The following is a 24,325-nucleotide window of genomic DNA, read 5'->3' as shown; positions in this document are numbered from 1 at the left end:
GAATTGCGAATGATTCCGGCCGGTGCGACATGTCAACAGGTTGCTGTCTCGTGTTTACGTTTCTGATTCTACTTGCCTTAAGTAAATGCCGTGTTTTCGTTTTGTTATGGCAATGTAAAATATCAAACTCTTTTACAATCAATCGTTAACAGGCCGCTTCTGCTCCTCTGACAAGCCCGTCTTATAAGCCGCCATTGGATGCTGCAAGCTGCGAAGCAAGCCGCGCCATCTGCTGCCGGATCTGCTCCGACATCTCGCTCGCTTCCGTCGATGCGGCCGTCAATCTGGCGGAATCGCCCCGGTGCTCCGAGCTGATCGTCCATAGCTGGTTAAACGTCGCCTCCGTGCTGCGGACGCTGCGCACGCCTTCTTCCGCGCCTTGACGGCCTTCGCGGACATCGGCCGCCGTCGCCTCCGCCGCTTCGGCGATGTTCGAGAGCTGGCGATTGATTCTCGCGATCGATTGCTTCGTCTGATTCGCCAGCTCCCGGATCTCCGCGGCGACAACGGCGAAGCCTCTCCCGTGCTCCCCGGCCCGCGCCGCCTCGATCTGGGAATTGAGCGCCAGCAGATTGCAGCGATCGGCCAGATCCGAGATCAACTCCGTAATTCCCGACGCTTCGTTCGCCTTGTCCACCAGGCTCGCAGCCGAACTCTCCTGCCGGATCGCCGACTCGTTCCAGTGCCGGAACAGATCAAGCGTCCGATTCAGCTCGTCCCGTCCGAGCTCCGTCATCTCCGCAATCCGATCGCTGCTCTCTCTCGTATGGAGGGACGTCTCCGACACTTTGGCGACCGCTTCATGAATGCTTGAGATCATCTTCTCGGCCCTTCGCACCGTTCGGATCTGCCGTTCGGAAGCCTCATGCTGGAGCAGCCTCGACAACTGAAGCAGATCGCTGACGGTCAGAATGCCGATCGCCTTGCCTTGACGGGTCATCACGACGGCATCGTACAGCGTCTCTTCGCTTCTGGCCATCGCGCCGTCGATCAGGTTCTGCGGCAGCGCGTCGAACTCGGCCTTGAACGGGCTCGCGTCCATCAGTTTGGAGATCGGCTTCTCCCCGAACAGCGACGGACCGAACCGGGCCCCAAGCAGCCGGAAAAATTTATGCTTCATCATGAGTCCAACCGGGCGGCCGACCGAATCGCAGATAACCGCGCACTCGAGATCCCTGCGTTCCCGGAACAGCGTATCCACCTGGCTGCATGTCTGATTCTGATTGATCAAGGGGCAGGAGCGAATCCATTCGCCAAGATTGATCGGGGACATCTGCGGCTCCTCCGTCCTTGGCATTGCTTCTCCGGATGCGACTTCGGCCTGCTTGCCCAACTTCTTCGGGGCTTCCCCCGGCCCGGACTCCATCGTCTTCGTCGCGGCGGCCGGTCTATCCATCAGAAGGGTCATTGCCAGTCCTCCCTCGTGTCGCCTCTTAAATAGGCGCTTCTGCCTATTGATGCTACCAGAGGCATGTCAACGGAGGGTTCCGGGAATGTTCCTCGCGTGTAAACTTTTGTCGATTCGAATACTGCTGCGTACTGTCGCGGAAGGGGGCGCCAAGAATGAATGATTCGGCTTATTCGGGGCAAGGTAAAGTTGATATAGAAAGAAAATCGAGGGGGATCTCCCCGCCAGGAGGAATCAGCAGATGAACAAGAAGTCTTATCTCTTCATGGCTCTGGTCGTCATCGCCGCCTTGATCGCCTTAAGCGCGTGCGGCAACAGCAACAACAATAAAGGCAACAATTCGTCCGGTTCGCCGACGGCGTCCGGAACAACCGGCGGCGGGGAAGCCGTGACGGTCACGGTCAACGCCAAGAACTTCGAATTCGATCCGCAGGAGATTAAGGCTAAAGTCGGAGATACGCTGACAATCACCTTGAACAATACGGCCGGCAACCACGGCTTCGCCATTCCGGATCTGAACGTGAACCTGAAGAACGGCGAGACCGCGACGGTCACGCTCGACAAGGCCGGAACGTACGAATACAATTGCTCGATCCAGTGCGGCTCCGGCCACGACAACATGGTCGGGTCGATCACCGTGTCTTGATTGTTCCGGCGAACGCGAAGAGGGCGCACCGGAAGTCGCGCGACTCCGGTGCGCCTATGGATGCCTGATTCCGCTCAGTTATCCATCGCTTTGAGCAGATCCAGCATTGCCCCCTCGCTATGAGCTTGAACGATCTGCACCAGCATATTGGCGTCCTGGTTCTGCAGAGCGTCGATCATGAGCCAGTGCTGCTTGACCATATCGGCCAGACGTTCGGAGCTGTAGCCGTACTTGTTGCGCAACGATCCGATCAAGCCGACATACTTCTCGTAAATCAGCATGCCCTCCGGATTGTTGCTGTTCTCATAAATCGCAACGTGGAATTGCCTGTCCAGCTTCACCAACTCCTCCGCGGCGATGCCCGCTTGCACCATCCCCTCCATCTGACGGTTCAACTCCTTCAACCGATTGAGACCGGAGATCGTCAGATGCGGCATGCTCCGCTTGGCCAGCAGCCCTTCGACGACTCCCCGGATTTCGTAGATGTTGGTCAGATACTGCGGCGTCAGGGACAGCACTCTCGCTCCCCGATGGGGAAGCAGCTCGATGAACCCTTCGCCTTGGAGAATCTGGAACGCCTCGCGCACCGGCATCTGGCTGACGCCGTATTTCTCGATGATCTCCGCTACGGTAATGCGCGAGCCCGCAGGAATCTCTCCGGAGAGAATGCTTTCTTTGATCCATTCCTTGACTTGGGCATAAGCGGTAACCTTAGCGCTTTTGACCACATAAATCCCTCTTTTCCAGCGAATAGAACTGACTGTCATACCTCAACTTCATACAATGCCACAGCAATCTGCTGCGGAGCCAGCGTATGCGGCATTGAAGGGAAGGTTCCCTCGATCGTGGATACCTCGACCAGTCGGCAGCCGTTCGCCTCAATCGCAGGCACGACAGAGCCGGATGTATCGTTCCACAATGCAACCGCCAGCAGTCCGTCCTTGCGATAGGCTTTGGCGATCATACCCGGAGCGCGATTCGCGATGCCGTCTCCGTCCTGGAACTTGCCGCGGCCCAACACATGCCAGTACTTGGCGCGAAGCTCCGTCACCCGCTTCGCGTACTCGCGATAATCCGCATAGCGATCGGCCAGAAGATCTTCCCGGTCTTGCGCATAACGAATCTCCAGTTCGTAGCGCAGCCCGAAGGCGAACGCGTAGTTCGCCGTGCGCGGCGCGATATACGGGTACGGATTGCGGATCGTCACAATCGTATCCGGGAAGCAATACCGGAACAGCTCCGGATAATTCAAGCATTCGACGAGCTCCTCATTCGCCTCCGTATCCCTGCGGCCGGAAGCCCGGAAGGGTTCCGCAACCATGCCGTGCAGACAATCCACATACCCGGAATACAGATCCGTCACATGCTCGGTGAAGAACGCGTACTCCCGATCCCGTTCCTTGGTGCGGGTCTGTATGCCTTCGAGCAGCTTCATTCGGCCCTGGGACATGGACAAGGAAGGCTTGCCCTTCTCGTGCGGGTGCTCCTCGTTAAAGCACGGATAAGCCGGCATGCCGCCGATTTGATCGAACAGCACTCCGTCCGCGCCGAAGTCGGCAATGAAGTCCGTCTTCTCCTTCATCAGTTCTCTCCATTCCGGACAGGACGGACAGGAGATTGAGAAGGATTTGCTCGTATAGCTGTTCAAGAACGAGCTGTCATGCGACTTGTTATAAAATTCAAAGTAGGGAGCATTCCACCGGCTTCTCGATTCAAGCTGATCTCCGCCGTTCTTGTAGAAATCAGATGAGATATCGATCAGATGCCCCTGCTGATACAGAGTTACCTTGCCTCCTGCAGCTTGTACCTTTCTAATATTCGACTTAAGTGCCGCTACTCCTCCTAGAGACGGACTGGCCTCCACATGCGGATACTGGTTGTCATGGCCGCTGTCGTACCAGCCGAACAGGCCGAGCGTGTCGCAACCGTGCGCCTGCGCAAGCTCGTACAAGTGCGGCAGCTCGTCGTATGTCCACATCTCTGTGCCGAATTGCTGCTTGTTGATGACCAGAAAGTAGCCTTGCATATCTTTAACCCACTCGGGCGTCTTGGCTTCATAGCGCCAGGCTGTCGACCACTCCGCATATTCCTGGGCGCCGCGGTGCCAGCTTCCGGTATACAGCATAAGCAGGGAGGACGGCGATGTCCAAGCTTCCCCTTGTTTTATGAACGGCATTTTTTCCAGCGTCAGTACGACGCCGTCGGCACAACGTCTTCCTCCGCTGACGAGCAGTTCCGATGTATAGAACTCGGAGTCGTGACCGGCCAGATACAGCGTTTGATCGCCGTCGGCCAGCGCCATCCATTGCATGCTCCCGCCGTACGGATGACCGCCGGGATAGTTCAAGCGAAGCCTGTTGGAATGCCGCTCCCGCGTCTCCGTCATCTCCGCCAGATGCTTGGCGACATTCGTAATTTTCTGTCCGCATTGCTGCGGCCAGTACAAGGAGGGCTTGCCGCCGGACAACGAATGAACAATACCGATATTCGGATATTCGAGATCGGTGATCAGCACATCCTCGCGGTTGTCGATCTCCGCTCCGAAGATCAGCCGATCCTCCTGCAATTCGACGGTAAGCTTGATCGATATGTCCGCCGCTGCACCGCGAGCATTCAGGCTGCCGGCCGCGAATTCAAGACGATTGCCCCTTCGGGTAACCTCATAGGACTGCTCGCTGCCCCACACTGCATTTTCCCAATCGTCCCCTCGTTTGAATACAAGCTTAAAGCTTCCTTCGGCGGGCGAAGAGATGACGTTGCCGCAAGCGCTCCTCCGGTTGACAAGCTCCGTCAGCCTTCCTTGTTCGTCGAATCTCGCGGATAGATGGTCATTCGTCAATTCGTATAGCATCAAGCTGCCTCCTAGAAGTAGGGTAACGTCTCCGGCGGACGGATATCGGTCAAAGCGCCGTTATAATGCCTCAACTCCTTAGGCATGTAAGGATGCTTGCGCGCCTCTTCCGTATTGAGCTCAATGCCCAGTCCGGGACGATCCGGGATATGCATGTAGCCATCCTCGAACACCAGTTGCTCGTCGGTTATCTGTTGCCGCCACGTCACGTCCGTCTCCATAATCTCCAAGTAGAAGAAGTTCGGCGTGCACGCAGCCAACTGCAGCGTCGTCGCATTCGCGATTGGTCCGCTCGGATTGTGGGGGGCAAACGGAATATAGTAGCTCTCGGCCATGGACGCGATCTTGCGGCATTCCAGCAGCCCGCCCGCATGGCTGACATCCGGTTGAACAAAGTCGAGCGCCCGCTTCTCCAGCGCTTCCCGGAAGGCATGGCGGGAGTAAAGCCTCTCGCCCCCGGCAATCGCTACGTTGGACTTCATCTTCACCTGCGCCATCGCATCCAGATTGTCCGGCGGAATCGGCTCCTCGAACCAGACCGGCTTGAACGGTTCGATCTCGCGCGCGATCCGGATCGCGGAAGGCACATTGAATCTGCCGTGTCCTTCGATGAACAAGTCGACATCCGGTCCGACGGCAGAACGCACGGCATCGATGCATGCCAGCGCCTTCTCCAACTCCTCGTTGGAGATGCTCATGTACGCCTTGCCGAACGGGTCCCACTTCAGTCCCTTGAAGCCCCGCTTCACCGCTCTCTGCGCAGCGCAAGCGAATTGCTCTGGACTGGAAGCGCCCGCGAACCAGCCGTTCGCATATACCTTCACCTTCTCGTGATACTTCCCGCCCAGCAAGCGGTGCACCGGAACCTGGAGCGCCTTGCCGTTAATGTCCCATAGGCAGGCTTCGACCGCGCTTAGCGCCGACATAAGAACCGGACCGCCTCGCCAGTAGGCGTCGCGATACATATGATGGTAGTGAAGCTCGATCCGAGTCGGGTCCTGCCCAATCAAATATTGCTTTAAATGCTCGATCGCGCCGGCCACGGCTTGCTCTTTGTACTCCAGCGTCGCCTCGCCTACTCCGCTTATGCCTTCATCTGTCAGAATCTTGACAAAAACCCAGTTCGTCCGATAGCAAAAAACCGTATAGATCTCCACATCCGTAATTTTCACCTGGTTCCCCTCGCCATCTGTAGGTTGCTATCTGTAATAAAGCCCGCCGTTGACGTCAATCGTAGTCCCCGTCAAGTAGCGCGCCTCCTCGCTGGCCAGAAAGACGACCGCGGCGGCAACATCGTCCACCGTTCCAAGGCCCAACGGAACGCTGCGGGACAATTCGTCCAGCCGGGACTGTCCATGGGTGTTGCGCAGCAGCTCCGTATCAATAATGCCCGGAGCTACGGCGTTTACGGTGATGCCGTGGGGCGCGGCAGTGCGCGCAAGCGACTTCGTGAAGCCGAGCATTCCGCTCTTGGTCGCCGCGTAGTGAACATGCCCGAACACCGCTCCCTGATGCGCCACGACCGAACTGATCTGAATGATCCGCCCGGACGAACCGCGAACCATTCTCTCCATCGCTTGCTTCGAGCATAGAAAACAGCTCGTCAAATTCGTATCCAGCACGTGCCGCCAATTGTCCAGCTCCGTGTCCATGATCGACTCCGATCGGGACGTTCCCGCGTTGTTAACGAGAATATCCAGCCTGCCGCATTGTCGATCGATCTGCTCGAACAAGCGCGCAACCTCCGTCTCCGAAGCGACGTCCGCTTGAATGAAGACCGCCTTCCTCCCCAACGCTTCGATCTGGCGGATCGTCGCTTGCGGGTCATCCTCCGAGGTGTGCGAATTGAGGACGATATCGGCGCCCGCCCTGGCCAATCCCAGGGCGATTCCTTGGCCAATGCCTTTGCTTGAGCCCGTTACCAGCGCCGTTCTCCCTTTAAGCTCGAACACGGTTGATCCTCTCCTCTCTCTGCCGGGATTGCGCCGCTTATTTTCGACTCGCCTGCTCTTCCTCATAAATTTTCGTAGCTTGCTCAATCCATTCGTTGCCGCCTTCGGACAAATATTTCTGCTTAAAGCTTTCGTACATCTGGTCGATATCGCCGGATGCCATGATCGCTTTTGTTCTGAACTCTTTCTCCATATCGTTCAGAATCGTCCCCTTGTCGATCTGAACCTGCGGCAGCGAGAACAGCGTAACCTCTTCGATCAGATTGTCGGCGGCCAACTGACGGCCTTGTTTGGTCACGTCGTTGAACAGCGATTCCCTCATGCCGTTTTTTTTGTTCAGCAGCACGGAATAGACGTAGCCGCCGGAATCGCGCAGCTTTACCGCATCCTCGTAAGGAGATATCCACTGGAACTTGCCGTCTTTGTATTCGTATTGAATGCCTTCGACGCCCGCCCACGTCAGCTTATCCCCTTCGTCGCTGACCAGGAAGTTCAGCATCTGCATCGCCGCTTCGGGGTTTTTCGACTTGCTGGAGATGACCGTATAGGATGAACTGTTGGCCAGATTCGGATTGAGGTAGCCGCCATGGCCGTCCGGGCCTGTGATGAGGGCATAGACGAATTCCGGCTGCGGATTCTCCGTGTAACGGCTGAGCCAGTTCTGCGTGATGCCGTCCGCGTTGAAGTTATAGGCGCCGATCTTGCCGTTCCATAGCTTCTGGTACGATTGCAGAGACGGAATGGTCATAAACTCCGTGTCGACCAGGCCTTCATGATAGAGCTTGTTCAAATACTTGACCGCGTCCAAGTAGCCGGGAGCGAGCATCCAAGGCGTTACTTTGCCGTCCGCCATCACCTGTCTGCCCATCGGAACATTATAGGCGCCGAAGATGTGCACCCAGGATTCCGGAACCTGGATGGACAGCCCCAGTCCGATCGTGTCCTTCTGGTGGTTGCCGTCCGGGTCGTCATTGACGAACGCCTTCAGCACTTCCTCGTACTCATCGAGCGTAGTCGGCACCGGCAGATTCAGCTTGTCCAGCCAGTCCTTGCGAATCGCCAAGGAGTTGCCTGCCGCGAACCCCTCCGGAATTCCGTAAATCTGTCCGTCGACATACGCGCTGCCCTTCAGATCGTCTCCTCTGTTCGCCGTAATGTTGGAGCCGTCCGATTCCAGCAATTCATTCAAGGGAAGAATCGCTTTATTGTCGATCAGTTCCTTGATCTTCGTGGCGTTCACGGTGAAAATATCCGGCGCATCGTTGGAGACGAGCAGCGTGTTCAGTCTTTTCTCGTAATCCTCGTAGGACACGGTTTGTACCTTAAGATCGATGCCGGATTTATTGCGGATCTCCTGAATGACCGCATTATCCTCCGGAAAGTCGGTCGCCTTCTTCATTAAGGCCGTCACGACCGGAGTTTCCTTGACCGCCTCGCCGGAATTCCCATTCTTCGAAGCCGAATTCGAAGCCGATTCATTCTTGCTGCAAGCAGCCGTCACCAATGCCAGCACCAACAAGACAGCAATACCGCCAGTCGCAACTCCCGATTTCTTCCCCTTGAACATACCTGGACCCTCCTCGATCGTCTCAATACGAATTTGACTTGCCGTTTCCAATCGGACTTATCCTTTAACGGAGCCGATAAGCACCCCCTTGACGAAGTACTTCTGCAGGAACGGATAGATGAGCAGCATCGGGAGCATCGTCGCTATGATGGTCGCCATCTTGACCGATTCCTCCGAGATGTTGGCAACCGTCATCGAATCGTTCATCGAGCGGGTCGATTCGGTGGCGCTGAAGTTCATCATCGATCTCAGGAACAGGGTCAATACCTGCTTATCCTGGGAATGCAAGTACAGCACCGCGTCAAAGTAAGCGTTCCAGTGCCACACGCCGTAGAACAGCGCGATGGCCGCAATGACCGGCATCGATACCGGAAGAATGATCGCGAACAAGGTGCGCAGCGGCGAGGCGCCGTCCATGTTGGCCGATTCCTCCAGCTCCGGCGGAAGACCCTGGAAGTAATTTTTCATAATAAAGAAGTTCCATGCGCTGATCGCGGACGGGACGATCAACGCCCACAGCGTGTCCACGAGTCCCAAGCCGTTGACCAGCAAGTAGGTCGGAATCATGCCGCCGTTAAACAGCATCGTGAAGAAGATGAGCAGCGTAATCGGCGTCCTTCCGATGAATCTGCGGATGGATAACGGATAGGCCAGCATTGCCGTCAGCGCAACGTTAATCAAGGTCCCCACGAATAGCCGGAACAAGGAATTGGAATAGGCGTCGAAGATCAAGGAATTGCGGAACAGCATGCTGTAGGAATCGAACGCCAACCCTCGCGGCAGCAAGAACATTCCCCCGCTCATCGCCCGCTTCGGATCGCTAATGGAATACATCAGAACGTGCCAGAACGGATACAGGGTCGCGACCGTGATCAGTCCCAGGAAGAAGTAAAGCAATCCGAGCCCCCATCTGACTGGTTGTTTTTGCACACCGTTGTCCTCCCTTTAGATAAAGCCGCTGTCCCGATCGATCTTCTTCGCCGCATAGTTGGTGAACAGCACAAGGGTTAAGCCCACCAACGATTTGAACAGCCCGGAAGCCGTTGCCAGATCGTACTTCGCGCTCTCGAACGCGAGCTTGTACAAGTAAGTATCCAGAATCTCTCCGACCTCGTAGACGGCAGGGTTGTATAACGCGTACACCTGCTCCAGTCCCACATTAAGGAAGTTGCCCACATGGAAGATAAGCAGAATGACGATCGTCGTGCGCAGCCCCGGCAGCGTAATGTGCCAGATCTGACGCCGCTTGCTCGCTCCGTCCACCTTGGCCGCTTCGTACAAGGAAGGGTCGATCGTTACGATCGTCGCCAAGTACAGAATGGTGCCGAAGCCGGCCTCCTTCCAGATGCTTGAGGCGATCAGAATACTGCGGAAATACTCGGTGCTGCCCATCAGATTGATTACGGAATCGCCAAGACCGAACCAATCGGCCACTTCTTGGACAATGCCGGTCGTCGGCGACAAGATCGCGTACAGAATGCCGCCAATGACGATCCAGGACACGAAGTGCGGCAAATAAACGACGGTTTGCACAAACTTCTTGAAGCGCGTATGCACCACTTCATTGATCAGAATGGACAAAATAATCGGTGCGGGAAAGACGAAGAGCAATTGATAGAACCCGATGATGACCGTATTGAGCAGCGCCCTCTTGAACCCCGACGACTCGAACAGCTCCTGGAAGTTGGCCAATCCAACCCATTCGCTGGAGAAGATGCCTTGATAGATATTGTAATCCTTAAAAGCGACGATCAAGCCGTACATCGGCCCATAATGGAATACGAGAAAAAAAAGTATGCCCGGCAAAGCCATCAAATAGAGAAATTTGTCCTTTCTGATGGCGGCAAGTCGCTGCAGCACGGCCGATTCCTTGCCTCGCCGCAGTGTTCCGGTCGAATTCTTCAATCCGGTTCCTCCTCTTAACGATGCGGTTACTGGACTCCGTTGACGCTCAGGCTCAAGGAGTGAGTGGTCGGAAGCGGAGACGCGAGCTTATAAGGCTCCACCAGCCACAGCGTAAATCCGTAGGGCTCCAGCACTCGGCGAATGTCGACCCCCTGCTCGGGTCCCTTCACCCACTCGTTCCAGCGGTTCGTCAGCCCCAGCTCGGTGCAGGCCGGTCCGGTAAGCCGGTTGTTGTTCAGCGCATCGACCCGATATTCCGTTATCGTCACCTGGGTGTCGCGGAGCCGGCGCAGCATCAGATCGACGGCCAGCGGCTTGTCGGTCGGATTCGTCGCCAGCAGGGCATAGCCGGTCTCGTCGCCCGTGGCCATGATCTGATGCTGCTGCTCGCCCTGCATCTCCAGCTCGTTCTTCTTCAGCATGCTCAGCATGCGCATCGCATTCCCGTTGGGCGTGGAAGCATATTGTCCGTCCTCCAGCAGCAAGTACTGCGTAAACGACATCTGATAGGACGGATTATGGAAGGTGCACCACGGGAAAATATGCATGCCGGGAAGCTGCGTGGACAGGATCATGGCCGAGAGCACGCCGGAAGCGTTCCTCAAGCTGTCCGTCCAGACGCCCGTCGTCTGCGTGAAACCGTATTCATCTACAAAAATGGGCAGGTCGGGCAAGCCGAGCTCCTTGATCCACGCATGATGCATTTCGTAAAATATTTTCAGCCGACTCGGATGGCCATTGTAATCGTGCATGGAATAATAATTGATCTGACGGTTCTCGTCGCGATCGTTGGCTAATTGCTGCAGGAATTCTCGCCACAGATGCGGACGGTCCATTACGGCATTGATCGCCGTGCCGCCGATCTCCAGCGGAACCGCGTAGCCGTATCGCTCGTTCAGCCTTCTGACCGCCTTGTAGGCACGCTGGTACAGCTTGTAATAATGTGCCGTATCGATGCCTCCGAAGCAGACGTAGTCGCTCTCGTTGCACGGCTCGATGTAGCGGATGTTGGGGTACAGGTTTTTGTAATATTCAATGACCTTCTCGACGACCTCCTCATACTTGTCCAGGGAGACGATTCCCCGCTGGGTCTCCTTCTCGTATCTCCGCAGATTGAGCAGGAGTTCATCGCTGGTTCGGCTATGCGCGGACAAATAATCCTGAACGTCCACCTCGGAGGGCACCGTCGAGCCCCAATCGTATTCGTGATGCTGCGGGTCGTCCCGATAGCGGTTAACCCCGATCCGATAATTCCAGAAGTATTCGTCGGTTCGGTAGTCCCACACCTCGTCAAGCGTCACCCAACAGCGCATGATGCGAGGACGGCCATGCTTCTCCGCCCAGAACTCCGGAAAGTCGGCCGGCGGCGTGTAGCGCAGCGTCGAGTTCTGATAGCTCTCCAGGCGCTGCCGCTCTCTTATCGTCTTCGAAGTGTCGATGTGTACTTTGGCCATGATCATGCTCCTTCTCGGGAGACGGCGGTCCAGAACCGTGCGCTCTCCCCTCTTGGTAATCGCAGATAACCGTCTGTGCGGTTCAGCCCGTTAACCGGCCCGCTTTGCGGCTCGACGCACAGGAATCCCTTGCCGCCCCCACCGTTGAACAGCACCCATTGCGTAAAATGATCCGATGCCCAATAACCGAAATCGCCGATGATCGCCCGTTGTCCGCTTGCCGTGTAGAAGCCGGAGATCGGCTCTCCGCCGGCAAGGCAGCCTTCGCGGTATTCTCGCTCCCGCTCTGTCAGCTCCAGCATCCGGCCGGTTGGCAAGTACCTGTCGTTCGTCTCCCAACGCTGTCCGATCGGCACGCGGAACGAGTCCGGCTCGATGAAGGTCGTGTGAATGCCCAGCACAACGGGCATGTCGGTGTCGCCGGTATTCAGGATGACAATCTCCTGGCGGAAGCCATCGTCGTTCACGGATGCCGAGACCGTCATCCGGAAGGGGAACGGATAGCGCTCCCCGCGGTTCTCATACTCGCATACCGCCTCTCTCCCGCTTGCCCGTACGATCGTAAACGGAGCGTCCGCCATGCCGCCATGGATGTGGTTCGCATGCCTCGGCTCGTTGATCTCCAGGCGGTATGTTCTGCCGTCAAAGCCGAACGTACCGTCCTTCACCCGATTGGGAGGAATGAGCAGCGGCATGCCGTATACGTGCGGATTCCCCCTAAGCTGCTCCATCCGGTCGGGATAACGCAAGATATCTTGATCCATGTAGCGAAGGCGTACGGTATTGGCGCCGAAGCCGGGCAGAACCGTCGCTCTCCAGCGTCCCGAGGCCAGATGCAAGCCATTGTCCAGCATCCTCTATCCCCCTTGATAATATATAATAATCTATATTGTATTATTATATTTATGATTATATACAATTTTATATTCATGTCAACGCTTTCTTTTTGAAGCTGCGCGCATACGAATAGCCCGAAACCCTGCTCTCGCGCAGGGTTTCGGGCTTCGTTCCATATACGACCGTCCGCTTGCCTCCTCGGGTCGCTGATCCGGCCGCTGTCTTCTATTTTTTTCGCATAAAACCCGGCAACCCCCGACCCCACGACTTCATCGGCGGCCGCTTCCCTCCGTCGCCTCCGCCCACAGCCGTCTGGCCGTCCTCAGGTACAATAGCGACTGCTGCCAACGGTCGCCGAGCTCGGCCGTTCGTCCCGCATGCTCGTCCAAGGCAATCGCGTACGGCGGAGGTCCGAGCTCGACCACGAACGGCAAAACGTCTCCCGGGCCGGCGCTTGCCTGCCACAGCCGCATTCCGTCGCCCCACCAGCGTTCGAAGTTTCGCAGCATCGGGTGCTCGCCGCCGGGACCGACGTCGACCTGAACCTGTTCGCCGTTCGACACTCTCGCATGGAACGCGGACGCTCGCCGAAGGAGCTTGTCGAACAAGCGCTCGGCTTCCTCCGATACGGTATGCATCTCGCCCGCAACGACGTAATGCGACAAGTCGATAGTCAATCGCAGGGATTCCAGCTTCTGCACATAGTCGACAGTGCGAAGCAGATCCTGCGTAATCGTTCCGCGGTGGGTCTCGATATACACCGGGATTCCTCGTTCCCCGGCTAGCCGATCGAGCTCGCGCAGCAGATCAACGGCGGGCTCCCCAATGACAAAAGGCATCATGACCTGGACATTGACATGCTGCACAGCCCCGTATTCCCCGTATTCCCCGTATGATCCGTATTCCTGCACCCGCGTCAGAAACCTCTCCAAGTCCTCGGCCGTCCTCGGGTACGCGTTCACGCTGAACGATAAACCGTAGCGCTCCAGCAGACGCCGCCAGCGCTCCGCTTCCTCCGGTGGGGGGAGCGGTCCGTTGATCCCGTCGAAGCCCGCTTCCGCAATCCGCGCCGCCCGTTCCTCGTCGGTTCGCGCCTTCGCGCTTGTCTCCAAGCCCTCCATTCCCCACCAAGACATCTGCACGTCAAGCCTTGGCGACCCCGCCGCCGAATCAGTGCGGATAAACATTCTCGAATTCGACACCGCAAGGCCCTCCGTCCGGATTCTCCTTCAAGTCGACCTCCGACCCGTCCGCCCGGTACAGCGGCCTGTAGAAGTGGCTGATCTGCGAGGCCGACTCGTTCGCGTAGTGGCAGATGAACGAGCGGCGGAACCGATCCTTCGTCTTGTTGCGATAGGAGCCGTGAATCAGATTCCCGTTGAAGAAGAGCACGTCTCCCGGGTCCATCGATACGGGCATCACTTTCTGCTCCTTCGGCGGTTTAACGTAATGCGTGGTGAAGGACTCCTTCGCGTCCGACAATTCCGGGCAGACGATATCGTAGTCCTGCGTCTTCGGCACGACCATCAAGCTGCCGTTCTCCAAGTCGGCCGCATCGACGGCCGTCCACGCGGCGATGCAGTTCCCCGGCTCGACCTTCAGGTAGAAGTTGTCCTGGTGAAGCGCCTGGCCTCTGGCGCCGGGAGGCTTGTAATAGAACATGCTCTGCGCGGCCAACGGCGGCTCTTCGTACAGATCCTCCAACACAGCCAGTACCGGGGGGTGCAGCATGTATCTCTTGGCCGCCTCGTTGAAGCGATGCGGGTGCATGACGCGCGGATACCGCTTCAAAGGGTCGCCCGATTCGTCGGACAAATCCGGTTCGAAGTGACCCGGCACCGGGTTGCGGCCGATTGCCTCGAAGGTGTCTTCAATCTCCTGAATCTGCTGCTTATCGAATAACCCTTTGACGATGAGGTACCCCTCCTGCTCGAACTGCCTCTTCTGCTCTTCGGTTAAATAATTCAGCGAGTACGACATGTTATCTCCTCCTTATCGATCCTACGCTAAGTATATTTATAATCCTCGGAGCGAGGCAGTATCTATCCTGCTTATGAGTCACGCTATTCTGCTATAATCAATTCGGAGGAGGTCTTGCCATGGAGCAATACGTCGAACCGTCGGGCTACAGCGGAAAATCCTACGGAGTCATAATTTCGGGACATTTTCAAGTAGACGATACTTATGCGACCAACCGCCCTTCCGGCAGGGACGATTGGCTCATCGCCTTTACCTTAAGCGGCAAGGGGTACTTCAAGACGCCGCACAGTACGATCGAATGCGCCGAAGGGGACCTTGTCCTGCTTAAACCGGGGACACCCCATGTGTACGGAACGGTCCAAGATGACACATGGAACTTCGTATGGGCGCACTTCTCCTCCGGTTCCGTCGGGGAACAGCTGCTGCCCATCGAGCCTCTGCTCCTGCAGCCGTTCGAGAGCAGCTCGACCCGTTCGCGGCTGCATGAGGCCTTCCGCCGAATTCTCTCCGACTCGAGAGAACGCAACGAATTCTGGCATGAGCTGTGCGTGAACTCGCTTCGCGAAATCTTGCTCCTGCTGTCGCAGCGGCGCAATCGCAAGCTGGACTCGAGGGTGGCGGAAGCGCTGCATTATTTGTCCATTCATATGAGGAATCCGGTTCAGGTCGACCGGCTGGCCAAGACGATCGGAATCTCCGCCTCCCGATTGTCCCATCTGGTCAAGGAGCAGACCGGCTTGTCCATTATTGACAATCTGAATCAGATGCGGATTCGCCAAGCCGCCCTGCTGCTGGAGCATACCCATCGAAGCGCCTCGGAAGTCGCGTACGATGTCGGGTTTCACAACTACAACCATTTTATCGATCAATTCCGCCGCTGGATCGGCACGACCCCCAGCGGATTCCGGAAGGGTAATATTGGAGGCATGGCCCTTGAATACGAATGAGGCTCCGGAATGGATGGAATCCCGGTTCCCATTGTACTCCGTCAATAGCATACGATCCGTCTACCTGACTTCAAGCCGGCCCGCTATAGAATTAATGGACCGCAATCCCGCGGTAATCGCAGTCGCCGACGGCGAAGGCTCGCTGCAAGCGGCGAACTTATCCTTCGAGCTGAAGACGGGGAGCCTGCTCCTGCTCCCGAGGAGCCTTCCCGTCTCCTTGACGGCGAGCCGGAACCGGCCTCTCCACGTATATAAGCTGACCATCGGTATCCACGAACGCTCCGAGCCGCCGTACGCCTTGATCCGGGAGAGCGAATTCGTCGCCAATGGGAAAATCTTCCTCCTGGAGAGTGCGCCGTCCATACTCTCGAGAATGGAGGAACTGTTCCGGAACCGGCTCGCGGACAGCGAGGCCCGCCACTTGCGGAATCAGTTGCTGCTTCACCAGATCCTGATCGAATTGCTGGAAGCGCGGGAGCCCAAGCCGTCTCCGGGGGAGCAGCCCTCGATGGAGCGAAGCCTCGCTTATCTGGAGAGTTCTTCTTCGGAGCGGATAACCCGGGGCCTGCTGGCGGAGATGGCGGGGGTCAGCCCGTCGCACTATTCGATCCTGTTTAAGCAACTGACCGGACTCTCGCCTAATGACTACCTCTCCCGTCTGCGCCTTAACCGAGCCAAGGAACTGCTGCTTGGCGGCTCCGGAACGCTTCGGGAGATCGCGCAGAAGGTCGGCTATAAGGACGAATTTTATCTGAGCCGGCGCTTTAAGCAGCAGACAGGCGCGTCTCCCTCCGGCTATAACGGAGGCTCGATCGGGCGGATAGCCGTCCTGCTTGCCCCGTACGCGAGTCATCTGATGCTGCTCGGCGTGGAGCCGACCGTTCTGTTGTCCGAGACGAACGAGTACGTGAACGCGGAGGATGTCCAGCCTCCCCGATCGATGAAGTTCGTGAACGTCGGAAGCGAGATCGAGCAGATTCGCGCAGCGCTGGTTCAGAACGGAATCGAGCTCATTATCGCCGCGGACGAGCATCTGCGAGAGCTGGGGCTTCGTGCCGAGCAGTTGCGAGTTGTCGCCCCGGTCATGCGAATCTCGTGGATGGAACTGGGCTGGAGAGAGCATCTGCGCCTGATCGCAAGCCTGCTAAGGAGAAGCGACGCAGCCGAGCAATGGCTGGAGGAATTCTCGGAAGAGGAACGCGTTGCGCGCGAACTTGTTCATCGGGGTGAGCTTGCGAAGGAGGCGGTGACGATATTCGTCATCAAGCCGGAGCAATTGCTGGTCTACGGCGGGCGCAACGTCGGCTGCATCATTTACCACTCGTTGGGCTTGACGCCCCCGGAGAGAATCCGGCAGGAGTTGGAGGAGCGAGGGGACCGGTTCCACTCTGTTCCGATCCGAATCTCCGATCTTCCGTTGTATGCGGGAGATCGGATACTGGTGATCGTTTGGCCCGATGCCGCAGGTTCTACCGCTCATTCCGGCAATGTGTTCGGCTCTGCCGAATGGAAGGAGCTTCCCGCCGTGAAGAACGGTCGCGTACACGAATTGGAGATGGACGACTGGGTCCCGTACAACCCGGTGTCGATCCGGCTTCAGCTTCGCCGGGCGGTCGCCTTATTCACAGGAGAGAATATCGGCAATCAATAGTGCAAAGCCAACTTCCAACAAAAAGGCATGGTTCAACGGACCGTGCCTTTTTATAATTGGTGAGAATGATTTTCAAAGTCAAAATAATAGTCAAAATCTTATCAGAGATGCAGAAAAGGGAGAGAGTTACGCCATGAGAAAAACATTCCTTCCGCTCGCCATGAGCGCCATGTTGCTGCTGGGCGCCTGCGGCAGCAATCAAGCCAACAACGGACAATCCGCTTCTTCGTCCGCTTCCGCCTCGCCGTCGTCCGCTTCCGGAGCGGATACGGTCGTTTATCAATCCGAGACGGGGCCGATCGAGGTTCCGGCCCATCCGCAGCGCATCGTCGTTCTGACCCGGTTCCTGACGGGCAACGTCTTGATTCTCGGCGTTCCGCTCATCGGCGTCGACGAGATGTCCAAGGACAACCCGAACTTCGCCGACCAGCTTAAGGATGCCGAAGTGATCTCTGACGAGAACCCCGAGAAGATCATGGAGCTGCAGCCGGACTTGATCATTGCGGACGTGGATAACCAGAATCTGGACAAGATGCGCAAGATCGCTCCGACGGTCGCTTACACTTACGGCAAGGTCGACTTCAAGCAGCAGGAGATCGAGATCGGCAAGCTGCTCAACAAGGAGAAGGAAGCCAGCGCCTGGGTGGAGGACTTCGACGCCAGAAGCAAGCAAGCGGGCGAAGAGATCAGGGCGAAGATCGGCGCGGACGCGACGGTATCGGTCATCGAGACGTTCAACAAGCAGCTCTACGTCTACGGAGCCAACTTCGGACGCGGAACCGAGATTCTCTACGGGCAATTCGGCTTGAAGATGCCGCCGAAGGTTGAGGAAGGAACGAAGTCGGACGGCTACGCAGCCTTGTCGACGGAAGTTCTCGGGGACTTCATGGGCGATTACGTCATCTTCAGCAAGGACGAAGACGAGGACAATTCGTTCCAGGATACCGAGACGTACAAGAGTCTTCCGGCCGTTCAGAACGGCCATGTGTTCGAAGCGAACGCCAAAGCCTTCTACTTTAACGATCCGATCAGCATGGAATATCAGATGCAGTTTTTTGTCGAACAATTTCTCGGATAAGCATCAAGCGGCATTGACGGCTTGGAGCATCCTGTTGCCGGGTCAAGATCAACCGGCATAAGACGCTCCACCTAACGTTCATGTCTGACTTGCCCGAAATTAAAAGAGCACATGACTCTCCTGTTTGAAGGAGGGCATGCGCTCTTTTAATCTCATCCGCCAATCACAAGTCGCCTAATCTTCGCAGCCGAGCAGCCGAGGTCGCGCCTGACTTCCGCTTCCGCCTCTTCCAGTTCTTTTTTCCGCTGAACGAGATGGGGTCGTTGCCCTCGCATGTGGCTTAGTTTAGACCTCTACTTGTATGGAGACTAGTTCTTGGTTAACTAATAATCCCCCATCAAATATATCCGGCTGCACAGGTATCTCTTCAACATTCATTCCCTCTAGATACAACCTTAGGGCATCAGCCGCCATAAGATATGTCCATTAGGTAATGATTGATATACATGAACGGGTACTATCGCGGTTTTTCCATTCGGCCCCTTCAATTTCACATGAGCATACTTGTTTCGATACTTCACGCGTGGTATGAGGTTCTACTACGATGAAGTTGGAAGCTGGCCGTTCTTGCCGCGGACCGCGAAATATAATCGAAATTTCAAGCTTATTCGCTCGATCCGGCCGCGGATCGCGAAATGTAGTCGAAATTTCAGGCTTATTCGCTCGATCCGGCCGCGGATCGCGAAATATAATCGAAATTTCAAGCTTATTCGCTCGATCGGCCGTGGACCGGGAAATGTAATCGAAATTTCAGGCTTATTCGCTCGATCTGGCCGCAGCTCGCGAAATATAGTCGAAATTTCAGGCTTATTCGTTCGATCCGGCCGCGGGTCAGGAGTTTCCGGTTCGCCGTTCTGCGCGATTGTAGCTTGCTAGGTTAAATTCATTCGTTCAAATTGCCCATTCCAGTCGCAAGTGTGGCAGTCCTGTCAAAGGTAATAGCAACGCAGACCACCTATGTTATAGAACATCGACTGGAGATATTCAAAGTTCAGAAACACAAGAAAAAAACGGCACCGCGAGTTCCCTCGCCGGTGCCGTCTTGCCTCTGTTAATCCTTAAACCTCTTCCACACTCACCCAAGTGCCGCGCTCGATCGACAGGTCGACGGCCTCGAGAACCTCCTGGCAGCGAACGCCGTCCGCGAACGTCGGAGCGAACGGGGAGCCGCTTGCCAGGTGCTGGACGAATTCGTACACGATGTGGACGAAGCCGTGCTCGTAGCCGATGATGTGCCCGGCCGGCCACCAGTTGCCGGCGTACTTGTGCTGCGGCTCGGTCGCGAGGATGCGGCGGAAGCCTGCCAGCTCCGGCTCGTCCTCGCGGAAGTACACCTGCAGCTCGTTGAGGCTCTCCAGATCCCAGCGGATCGTTCCCTTGCTGCCGTGGATCTCGAACGTGTTGTGGTTCTTGCGGCCCGTAGCGAAGCGGCTGGCGACGAACATGCCCATCGCGCCGTTCTTGAAGTCGGCCAGGAACGCCGTCGCGTCGTCCACCGTGACCTCGCCCTTCTCGGCGGAGCCCTTCTGGCCGGCCAGTCCGCCCTCGGACGAAGCGAGGATCGGACGCTCCTTGACGAACGTGCGGTTATGGCCGATGACGCGGTCGAATTCCCCGATCAGGAAGCGGGCGAGGTCGATGCTGTGCGCATTGATGTCGCCGTGCGCGCCGGAGCCCGCCACTTCCTTCTTCAGGCGCCATGCGAGCGGAGCTTCCGGATCGACGAGCCAATCCTGAAGGTACGTCGCGCGATAGTGATGGATCTCGCCCAGCTTGCCGCTGTCGATAATCTTCTTCGCCAATTGCACGGCAGGCAGGAAGCGGTAGTTGAAGCAGATGCCGTGCTTCACGCCGGCCTGCTCCGCCGCCGCCAGCATCTCGCGCGCATCCGCGAGGTTCAGCGCAAGCGGCTTCTCGCAGAACACATGCTTGCCCTTCGCGATCGCCGCAAGCGTAATCTCCTTGTGCGCGTCGCTCGGCGCGTTGATGTCGATGAAGTCGATGTCGTCGCGCTCGACGAGCTTGCGCCAGTCCGTCTCGTAGCCTTCCCAGCCGAACTTGTCCGCCGCCGCCTTCACGCCTTGCTCGTCGCGGCCGCAGATCGCCTTCATGGCGACCTTCGCAGCCGGATCGAAGAACATGTTGACTTGCTTGTATGCGTTGCTGTGGGCTTTGCCCATGAACTTGTAGCCGACCATGCCGACATTGATCGTTTGATTTTGGTTTATGCCCACCACATCTCACCAGCGCTTTCCTTCAGAATGAGCCCGTTCAGGAAGTTGGCAGCCTTCGTGAAGCCTTCGTTCACGCTCATGATGCCGTCTTCGTGCTCGATGCTGATCGTGCCGTCGTAGCCGACGACGCGAAGCGTGCTGACCAGAGACTTCCAGAACTCGTCATCATGCCCGTACCCGACGGTGCGGAACACGAAGGAGCGGTTCAGAATGTCGCCGTAGTGCTTCGTATCGAGAACTCCGTTCAGAGCGGTGTTGCGAGCGTCGATCTGCGTGTCCTTCGCATGGACGTGATAGATCGAGTCGGCGAGCGCCTTGACGCATTCGATCGGGTCCATTCCCTGCCAGAACAGGTGGGACGGGTCGAAGTTGACGCCGATGTTGTCGCCCGCCTCGCGGCGCAGGCGAAGCGCCGTCTCCGTATTGTACACGAGGAAGCCCGGGTGCGATTCGATCGCCACGCGGACGCCGTGCTTGCGGCAGAATTCGGATTGTTCCTTCCAGTAAGGAATGGCGATCTCGTTCCACTGCCACTCGAGCACCGTCAGGAAGTCCGGCGGCCATGGGCATGTCACCCAGGAAGGGTACTTGGAGTTCGGGGATTCGCCCGGGCAGCCCGAGAACGTGATGACCGTGTCGACGCCGAGCTTCTCGGCCAGCAGCACCGTTGCGACGAAGTCGTCGTGGTCCTTCTTGGCGGCGCTTACATCGGGGTGAAGCGGATTGCCGTGGCAGCTTAGCGCGCTGATCGTGAGGCCGCGCGATTCAACCGCGTTCTTCACTCTCGCGATCTCGGCTTCATCGTTCAGAATAGCGGCCGCATTGACGTGCGAGGTGCCCGGGAAGCCTCCCGTGCCCAGCTCGACGGCCTGAATACCGGCGTTCTTCGCCGTATCCAAGGCTTGTTCCAGATTCTGTTGTCCGAACAGGACGAGGAAAATACCAAGCTTCATTTTAACGTTCACCCAACCTCTCGACATAATAGGTACTGCGTCACAGATTGTTCCAGCCTGCATACCCCGCCCGAATCGCGCGGAAGAACGGGGCGCCGGTGCGTCCCGTTCTTCCCTTCCCGCGCAGGCAAGAGACAAGCCTAGTTTACTATGAGATGCAAGCGATGTCACGGGACCCTCGGCCCCAATCGTCCCGGAAGCCGACCGTCCCTCGTCGGAATTGCCCGGGCAATAAGCAGCAGTCCGAGGCTCCGCCTCGACCTTCCTGCCTATTGCGGCCTTCCCGACCTGCTCAGCCGAACGAGATCGCCTGACCCTTGCTCGAGGATTCGTAGATCGCTTCCAGAATCTCCTGCACAACAAGCGCCTGCTTCGCCGTGACGACCGGTTCCTTGTCGCTGAGGATGGAATCGATCCACGCGCGCGCCTCGCGCTCGGCGGAGTCGTTCGGCGCGGCGGCATCCCACTGGTTGCCCAGAACGATCTCCTTCGTATACAGATGGCCGTGCTCCTCGCCGTTGACGCGAAGGCCGTTCTTCATGTCGGCGCCCGCCTTCGTGCCGCTGAGCGTCACCTTCGCTTCGTCGTAATCGAGCGTGTTGAGTGCCCAGCTCGACTCGAGCCAGATCGTCGCCCCGTTCTTCATCGTGATCATGGCGAAAGCGGAATCCTCGACCGTGAACTTCGCCGGGTCCCAGTTGCCCCATGCGTTGGCCGGGCTGCCCTGCTCGGCCAGCTTCTGATAGGTCATGCCGAGAACGACCTTCGGCTCGTAGTTGTCCATCATCCACAGCGCCAGATCGAGCGCATGGGTGCCGATATCGATCAGTGGGCCTCCGCCTTGCTTCTCCTTGTCGAGGAACACGCCCCACGTCGGAACCCCGCGGCGGCGGACGGCATGGGCCTTCGCCAGATAGATGTCGCCCAATTCGCCCTTGCTGCAAGCTTCCTTCAGCCAGCGGCTGTCGGCGCGGAACCGGTTCTGGTACGCGATGCTCAGCTTGCGGCCCGTGCGCTCGCTCGTCTCCAGCATCCGGCGCGCATCCTCCGACGTCTTCGCCATCGGCTTCTCGCACAGCACATGCTTGCCCGCTTCCATCGCCTTGATCGAGATCTCCGCATGCGTATCGTTCGGAGTGCACACGTGTACAACTTGGATGCGCGTATCGTTCAGAAGATCGTCGATGCTTGAATATACCGTGGCGTCGGGAGCTCCGAACTTCTCCTTGGCATCGTGCGCCCGCTCCGCCGATACGTCGAAGAACGCCTTCAGCCGCACTTCCGGAATTTTGGCGAGCGATGGAAAATGCTTGCCATAAGCAATTCCGCCGCAGCCGATCATGCCGACATAAACTTCGCTCACTTATCTTGTCCTCCTTGCAAGGTTGCTTGATCTCTTCTACAATTCAAGTATAGCGATTTTTCGGCGGATTCCCATTGCCTATGATGGGACGGCGTTATGCTATTTTGTCATTAGGGGGCATCCTTCGACATGCAGGCCAAGCAGGAAAAGATCTATTACGAGAATCCGCTCCTCTCGATCAAGGTTTGGCAAGTGATGAGGCAGCCCCATATCCAATACGAATGGCACCACCATCCCGAATGCGAGCTGCTGCTCATCCAGAATGGCCGGATGGATGTCGAGGCGGCCGGGGAGGTTCACACGCTCAGCTCGGGGGAAGTCGTCATCATCGGAAGCTCCCAGCTTCATCGCGACCGCAGCCACGAGGAGAAGGTCCAATACACCGTCTTGCAGTTCGACCTTCAGACCTTCTTCGACCAGAGCACCATTCCTTACCTTCAATACTTCAACGAGACCAAAGTTCCGCTCACCACGATGAACTACATTTTCCGCGAGAACCCTTCCGCCCGGCGCGAAGTCGCCCGCTGCATCGAGGAGATCCATCAGGAGACGCTCCGCAAGGACAGCGGCTACGAGCTGGCCGTCAACCTGCTGATCAAGAAGATTCTGCTCGTTCTGATCCGCAGCGACACGCAGGGGCTTCTCGCCAATCAGGACCGGGTCGAGCGGATTCGCCTGAAGCCGGTGCTCGATTACGTCGAAGACAGCATCGGCGACCGGGTCAGCGTGGAGGACGCGTGCCGGCTTGCCAACATGAGCTACTACTACTTCGTTAAGTTTTTCAAGAAGAACATGGGATTATCCTTCACGGAATATGTTAATTTTCGCAAAATAAAACGCGCGGAGCAGCTCCTCCTGACGAGGGACATGAGCATCAGCGAGGTGGGCGAGATGACCGGCATGCCGAATATGGCTCACTTCTACAAGATGTTCAAGCGGTTTAACCAATGCTCGCCCAAGGAATTCCAGAAGAAGATGCTCGCCTGGGGCAGGGAATAAGTTCCTTCGGCCAGCGAGGCCCAGGCTGAGCGCGGCACCCGATCCGATCCGATTTTGGACTAAACCGCTGTCGCGGTGGTAAGAGCTCAAACGCTCAGCGTAAACGAAACATTCCATTTGTGATGGGACATGCGATGTGTTTAGAAAGGACATCTCTTAAACTAGATAGCAGCCCACTGCGAATCCAGTTGAAGGAGATGTCCCTATGTCCCATCATGAACAAATTGTATCCAAACTGCAAGAAGATCTTCTGCTCCGAGGGTTTGCGCTACACACTCAGCAAAGTTACATGCGGTGTGCACGTGCCTTTCTAGCGTATTGCCATCGTCCTGTCGAACAACTCGGAGGGAACGATATTCGCCACTTTTTACTGTATTTGATTCAAGAGAAGAAGTTTGCGACGAAAACGATCAATCTCCATAGCGCTGCGATTCGCTTTCTGTTTGCGGTCACCCTGGATCGGCCTCTTAACTACCTCCAAGTGCCCCGGATGAAGAATC

21 protein-coding genes are annotated in these 24,325 nt (G+C 57.0%); 6 read left to right on the top strand and 15 right to left on the bottom strand.

The annotated features are described in order from the left end of the window. Positions 1–181: 181 nt before the first annotated feature. Positions 182–1,408, bottom strand: coding sequence for a methyl-accepting chemotaxis protein (locus E6C55_RS21700; protein WP_136371917.1), 1,227 nt, complete (start codon positions 1,406–1,408; stop codon positions 182–184). A 241-nt stretch (positions 1,409–1,649) separates the two neighbouring features. On the opposite strand from E6C55_RS21700, the gene E6C55_RS21695 reads away from it, so the two are divergent. After that, complete coding sequence (locus E6C55_RS21695) at positions 1,650–2,054, top strand: cupredoxin domain-containing protein (RefSeq protein ID WP_136371916.1); 405 nt, start codon at positions 1,650–1,652, stop codon at positions 2,052–2,054. Positions 2,055–2,128: 74 nt separating this feature from the next. Here the strand turns inward: E6C55_RS21695 and E6C55_RS21690 are convergent, their stop codons facing one another. From E6C55_RS21690 to E6C55_RS21640, 11 genes are all read right to left on the bottom strand, one after another. Then, positions 2,129–2,782, bottom strand: a complete 654-nt coding sequence (locus tag E6C55_RS21690; RefSeq protein ID WP_168735797.1) for a GntR family transcriptional regulator — start codon at positions 2,780–2,782, stop codon at positions 2,129–2,131. 35 nt (positions 2,783–2,817) lie between these two features. Further along, positions 2,818–4,905, bottom strand: a complete 2,088-nt coding sequence (locus E6C55_RS21685) for a DUF6259 domain-containing protein (protein WP_136371914.1) — start codon at positions 4,903–4,905, stop codon at positions 2,818–2,820. A gap of 11 nt (positions 4,906–4,916) precedes the next feature. Then, on the bottom strand, positions 4,917–6,077 hold the full coding sequence (gene dgoD, locus E6C55_RS21680) for a galactonate dehydratase (protein WP_136371913.1): 1,161 nt from the start codon (positions 6,075–6,077) through the stop codon (positions 4,917–4,919). Positions 6,078–6,104: 27 nt separating this feature from the next. After that, positions 6,105–6,857 carry an SDR family NAD(P)-dependent oxidoreductase gene (locus E6C55_RS21675; RefSeq protein ID WP_136371912.1) on the bottom strand — a complete coding sequence of 251 codons (753 nt, stop codon included), beginning with the start codon at positions 6,855–6,857 and terminating at the stop codon, positions 6,105–6,107. A 37-nt stretch (positions 6,858–6,894) separates the two neighbouring features. Next, complete coding sequence (locus E6C55_RS21670; RefSeq protein WP_136371911.1) at positions 6,895–8,424, bottom strand: extracellular solute-binding protein; 1,530 nt, start codon at positions 8,422–8,424, stop codon at positions 6,895–6,897. Positions 8,425–8,481: 57 nt separating this feature from the next. Next, the gene (locus tag E6C55_RS21665; protein ID WP_211093626.1) at positions 8,482–9,354 is read right to left on the bottom strand and encodes a carbohydrate ABC transporter permease; all 873 of its coding nucleotides are present in this window, start codon (positions 9,352–9,354) and stop codon (positions 8,482–8,484) included. Positions 9,355–9,369: 15 nt separating this feature from the next. After that, entirely contained in the window at positions 9,370–10,329 is a 960-nt protein-coding gene (locus E6C55_RS21660; protein WP_230986802.1) for an ABC transporter permease, read from the bottom strand. A 26-nt stretch (positions 10,330–10,355) separates the two neighbouring features. Further along, a complete protein-coding gene (locus E6C55_RS21655) occupies positions 10,356–11,783 on the bottom strand; it encodes a glycoside hydrolase family protein (RefSeq protein ID WP_136371910.1) in 1,428 nt (475 codons plus the stop codon). Positions 11,784–11,785: 2 nt separating this feature from the next. Then, on the bottom strand, positions 11,786–12,637 hold the full coding sequence (locus E6C55_RS21650; RefSeq protein ID WP_136371909.1) for an aldose 1-epimerase: 852 nt from the start codon (positions 12,635–12,637) through the stop codon (positions 11,786–11,788). A gap of 252 nt (positions 12,638–12,889) precedes the next feature. After that, the gene (locus tag E6C55_RS21645) at positions 12,890–13,822 is read right to left on the bottom strand and encodes a sugar phosphate isomerase/epimerase family protein (protein WP_330999648.1); all 933 of its coding nucleotides are present in this window, start codon (positions 13,820–13,822) and stop codon (positions 12,890–12,892) included. Further along, a complete protein-coding gene (locus tag E6C55_RS21640; protein ID WP_136371908.1) occupies positions 13,791–14,600 on the bottom strand; it encodes a phytanoyl-CoA dioxygenase family protein in 810 nt (269 codons plus the stop codon). The genes E6C55_RS21645 and E6C55_RS21640 overlap by 32 nt, the downstream gene beginning before the upstream one ends. Before the next feature lie 119 nt (positions 14,601–14,719). On the opposite strand from E6C55_RS21640, the gene E6C55_RS21635 reads away from it, so the two are divergent. The 3 genes from E6C55_RS21635 to E6C55_RS21625 all read left to right on the top strand — a co-directional run bounded on the left by E6C55_RS21635 (position 14,720) and on the right by E6C55_RS21625 (position 18,276). Further along, complete coding sequence (locus tag E6C55_RS21635) at positions 14,720–15,547, top strand: helix-turn-helix domain-containing protein (protein WP_136371907.1); 828 nt, start codon at positions 14,720–14,722, stop codon at positions 15,545–15,547. After that, positions 15,534–17,198 carry a helix-turn-helix domain-containing protein gene (locus E6C55_RS21630; protein WP_230986801.1) on the top strand — a complete coding sequence of 555 codons (1,665 nt, stop codon included), beginning with the start codon at positions 15,534–15,536 and terminating at the stop codon, positions 17,196–17,198. The genes E6C55_RS21635 and E6C55_RS21630 overlap by 14 nt, the downstream gene beginning before the upstream one ends. A gap of 133 nt (positions 17,199–17,331) precedes the next feature. Continuing rightward, a complete protein-coding gene (locus E6C55_RS21625; RefSeq protein WP_136371906.1) occupies positions 17,332–18,276 on the top strand; it encodes an iron-hydroxamate ABC transporter substrate-binding protein in 945 nt (314 codons plus the stop codon). 1,058 nt (positions 18,277–19,334) lie between these two features. Here the strand turns inward: E6C55_RS21625 and E6C55_RS21620 are convergent. The 3 genes from E6C55_RS21620 to E6C55_RS21610 form a co-directional block, all read right to left on the bottom strand. Then, the gene (locus tag E6C55_RS21620) at positions 19,335–20,474 is read right to left on the bottom strand and encodes a Gfo/Idh/MocA family protein (RefSeq protein WP_136371964.1); all 1,140 of its coding nucleotides are present in this window, start codon (positions 20,472–20,474) and stop codon (positions 19,335–19,337) included. Between the two features lie 26 nt (positions 20,475–20,500). Then, the gene (locus tag E6C55_RS21615; protein ID WP_136371905.1) at positions 20,501–21,463 is read right to left on the bottom strand and encodes a sugar phosphate isomerase/epimerase family protein; all 963 of its coding nucleotides are present in this window, start codon (positions 21,461–21,463) and stop codon (positions 20,501–20,503) included. Between the two features lie 292 nt (positions 21,464–21,755). Beyond that, positions 21,756–22,826 carry a Gfo/Idh/MocA family protein gene (locus E6C55_RS21610; RefSeq protein ID WP_136371904.1) on the bottom strand — a complete coding sequence of 357 codons (1,071 nt, stop codon included), beginning with the start codon at positions 22,824–22,826 and terminating at the stop codon, positions 21,756–21,758. Positions 22,827–22,955: 129 nt separating this feature from the next. Between E6C55_RS21610 and E6C55_RS21605 the strand changes: the two genes are divergently transcribed. Together E6C55_RS21605 and E6C55_RS21600 are read left to right on the top strand one after the other, a co-directional pair. Then, on the top strand, positions 22,956–23,825 hold the full coding sequence (locus E6C55_RS21605) for an AraC family transcriptional regulator (RefSeq protein WP_136371903.1): 870 nt from the start codon (positions 22,956–22,958) through the stop codon (positions 23,823–23,825). Between the two features lie 205 nt (positions 23,826–24,030). Continuing rightward, the coding region (locus E6C55_RS21600) for a site-specific integrase (protein WP_168735796.1) at positions 24,031–24,325 on the top strand (295 nt) is incomplete at its 3' end.

The sequence above is a fragment of the Cohnella fermenti genome, from assembly GCF_004801405.1.
Lineage (GTDB): Bacteria > Bacillota > Bacilli > Paenibacillales > Paenibacillaceae > Cohnella > Cohnella fermenti.
This window is presented reverse-complemented; position numbering and strand designations above follow the sequence as displayed.

Coding starts and splice junctions, on each gene's coding strand:
- E6C55_RS21670 (WP_136371911.1), bottom strand. CDS start 8,424: ATGTTCAAGGGGAAGAAATCGGGAGTTGCGACTGGCGGTATTGCTGTC.
- E6C55_RS21620 (WP_136371964.1), bottom strand. CDS start 20,474: ATGGTCGGCTACAAGTTCATGGGCAAAGCCCACAGCAACGCATACAAG.
- E6C55_RS21640 (WP_136371908.1), bottom strand. CDS start 14,600: ATGTCGTACTCGCTGAATTATTTAACCGAAGAGCAGAAGAGGCAGTTC.
- E6C55_RS21615 (WP_136371905.1), bottom strand. CDS start 21,463: ATGAAGCTTGGTATTTTCCTCGTCCTGTTCGGACAACAGAATCTGGAA.
- E6C55_RS21655 (WP_136371910.1), bottom strand. CDS start 11,783: ATGGCCAAAGTACACATCGACACTTCGAAGACGATAAGAGAGCGGCAG.
- E6C55_RS21635 (WP_136371907.1), top strand. CDS start 14,720: ATGGAGCAATACGTCGAACCGTCGGGCTACAGCGGAAAATCCTACGGA.
- E6C55_RS21625 (WP_136371906.1), top strand. CDS start 17,332: ATGAGAAAAACATTCCTTCCGCTCGCCATGAGCGCCATGTTGCTGCTG.
- E6C55_RS21650 (WP_136371909.1), bottom strand. CDS start 12,637: ATGCTGGACAATGGCTTGCATCTGGCCTCGGGACGCTGGAGAGCGACG.
- E6C55_RS21700 (WP_136371917.1), bottom strand. CDS start 1,408: ATGACCCTTCTGATGGATAGACCGGCCGCCGCGACGAAGACGATGGAG.
- E6C55_RS21695 (WP_136371916.1), top strand. CDS start 1,650: ATGAACAAGAAGTCTTATCTCTTCATGGCTCTGGTCGTCATCGCCGCC.
- E6C55_RS21605 (WP_136371903.1), top strand. CDS start 22,956: ATGCAGGCCAAGCAGGAAAAGATCTATTACGAGAATCCGCTCCTCTCG.
- E6C55_RS21685 (WP_136371914.1), bottom strand. CDS start 4,905: ATGCTATACGAATTGACGAATGACCATCTATCCGCGAGATTCGACGAA.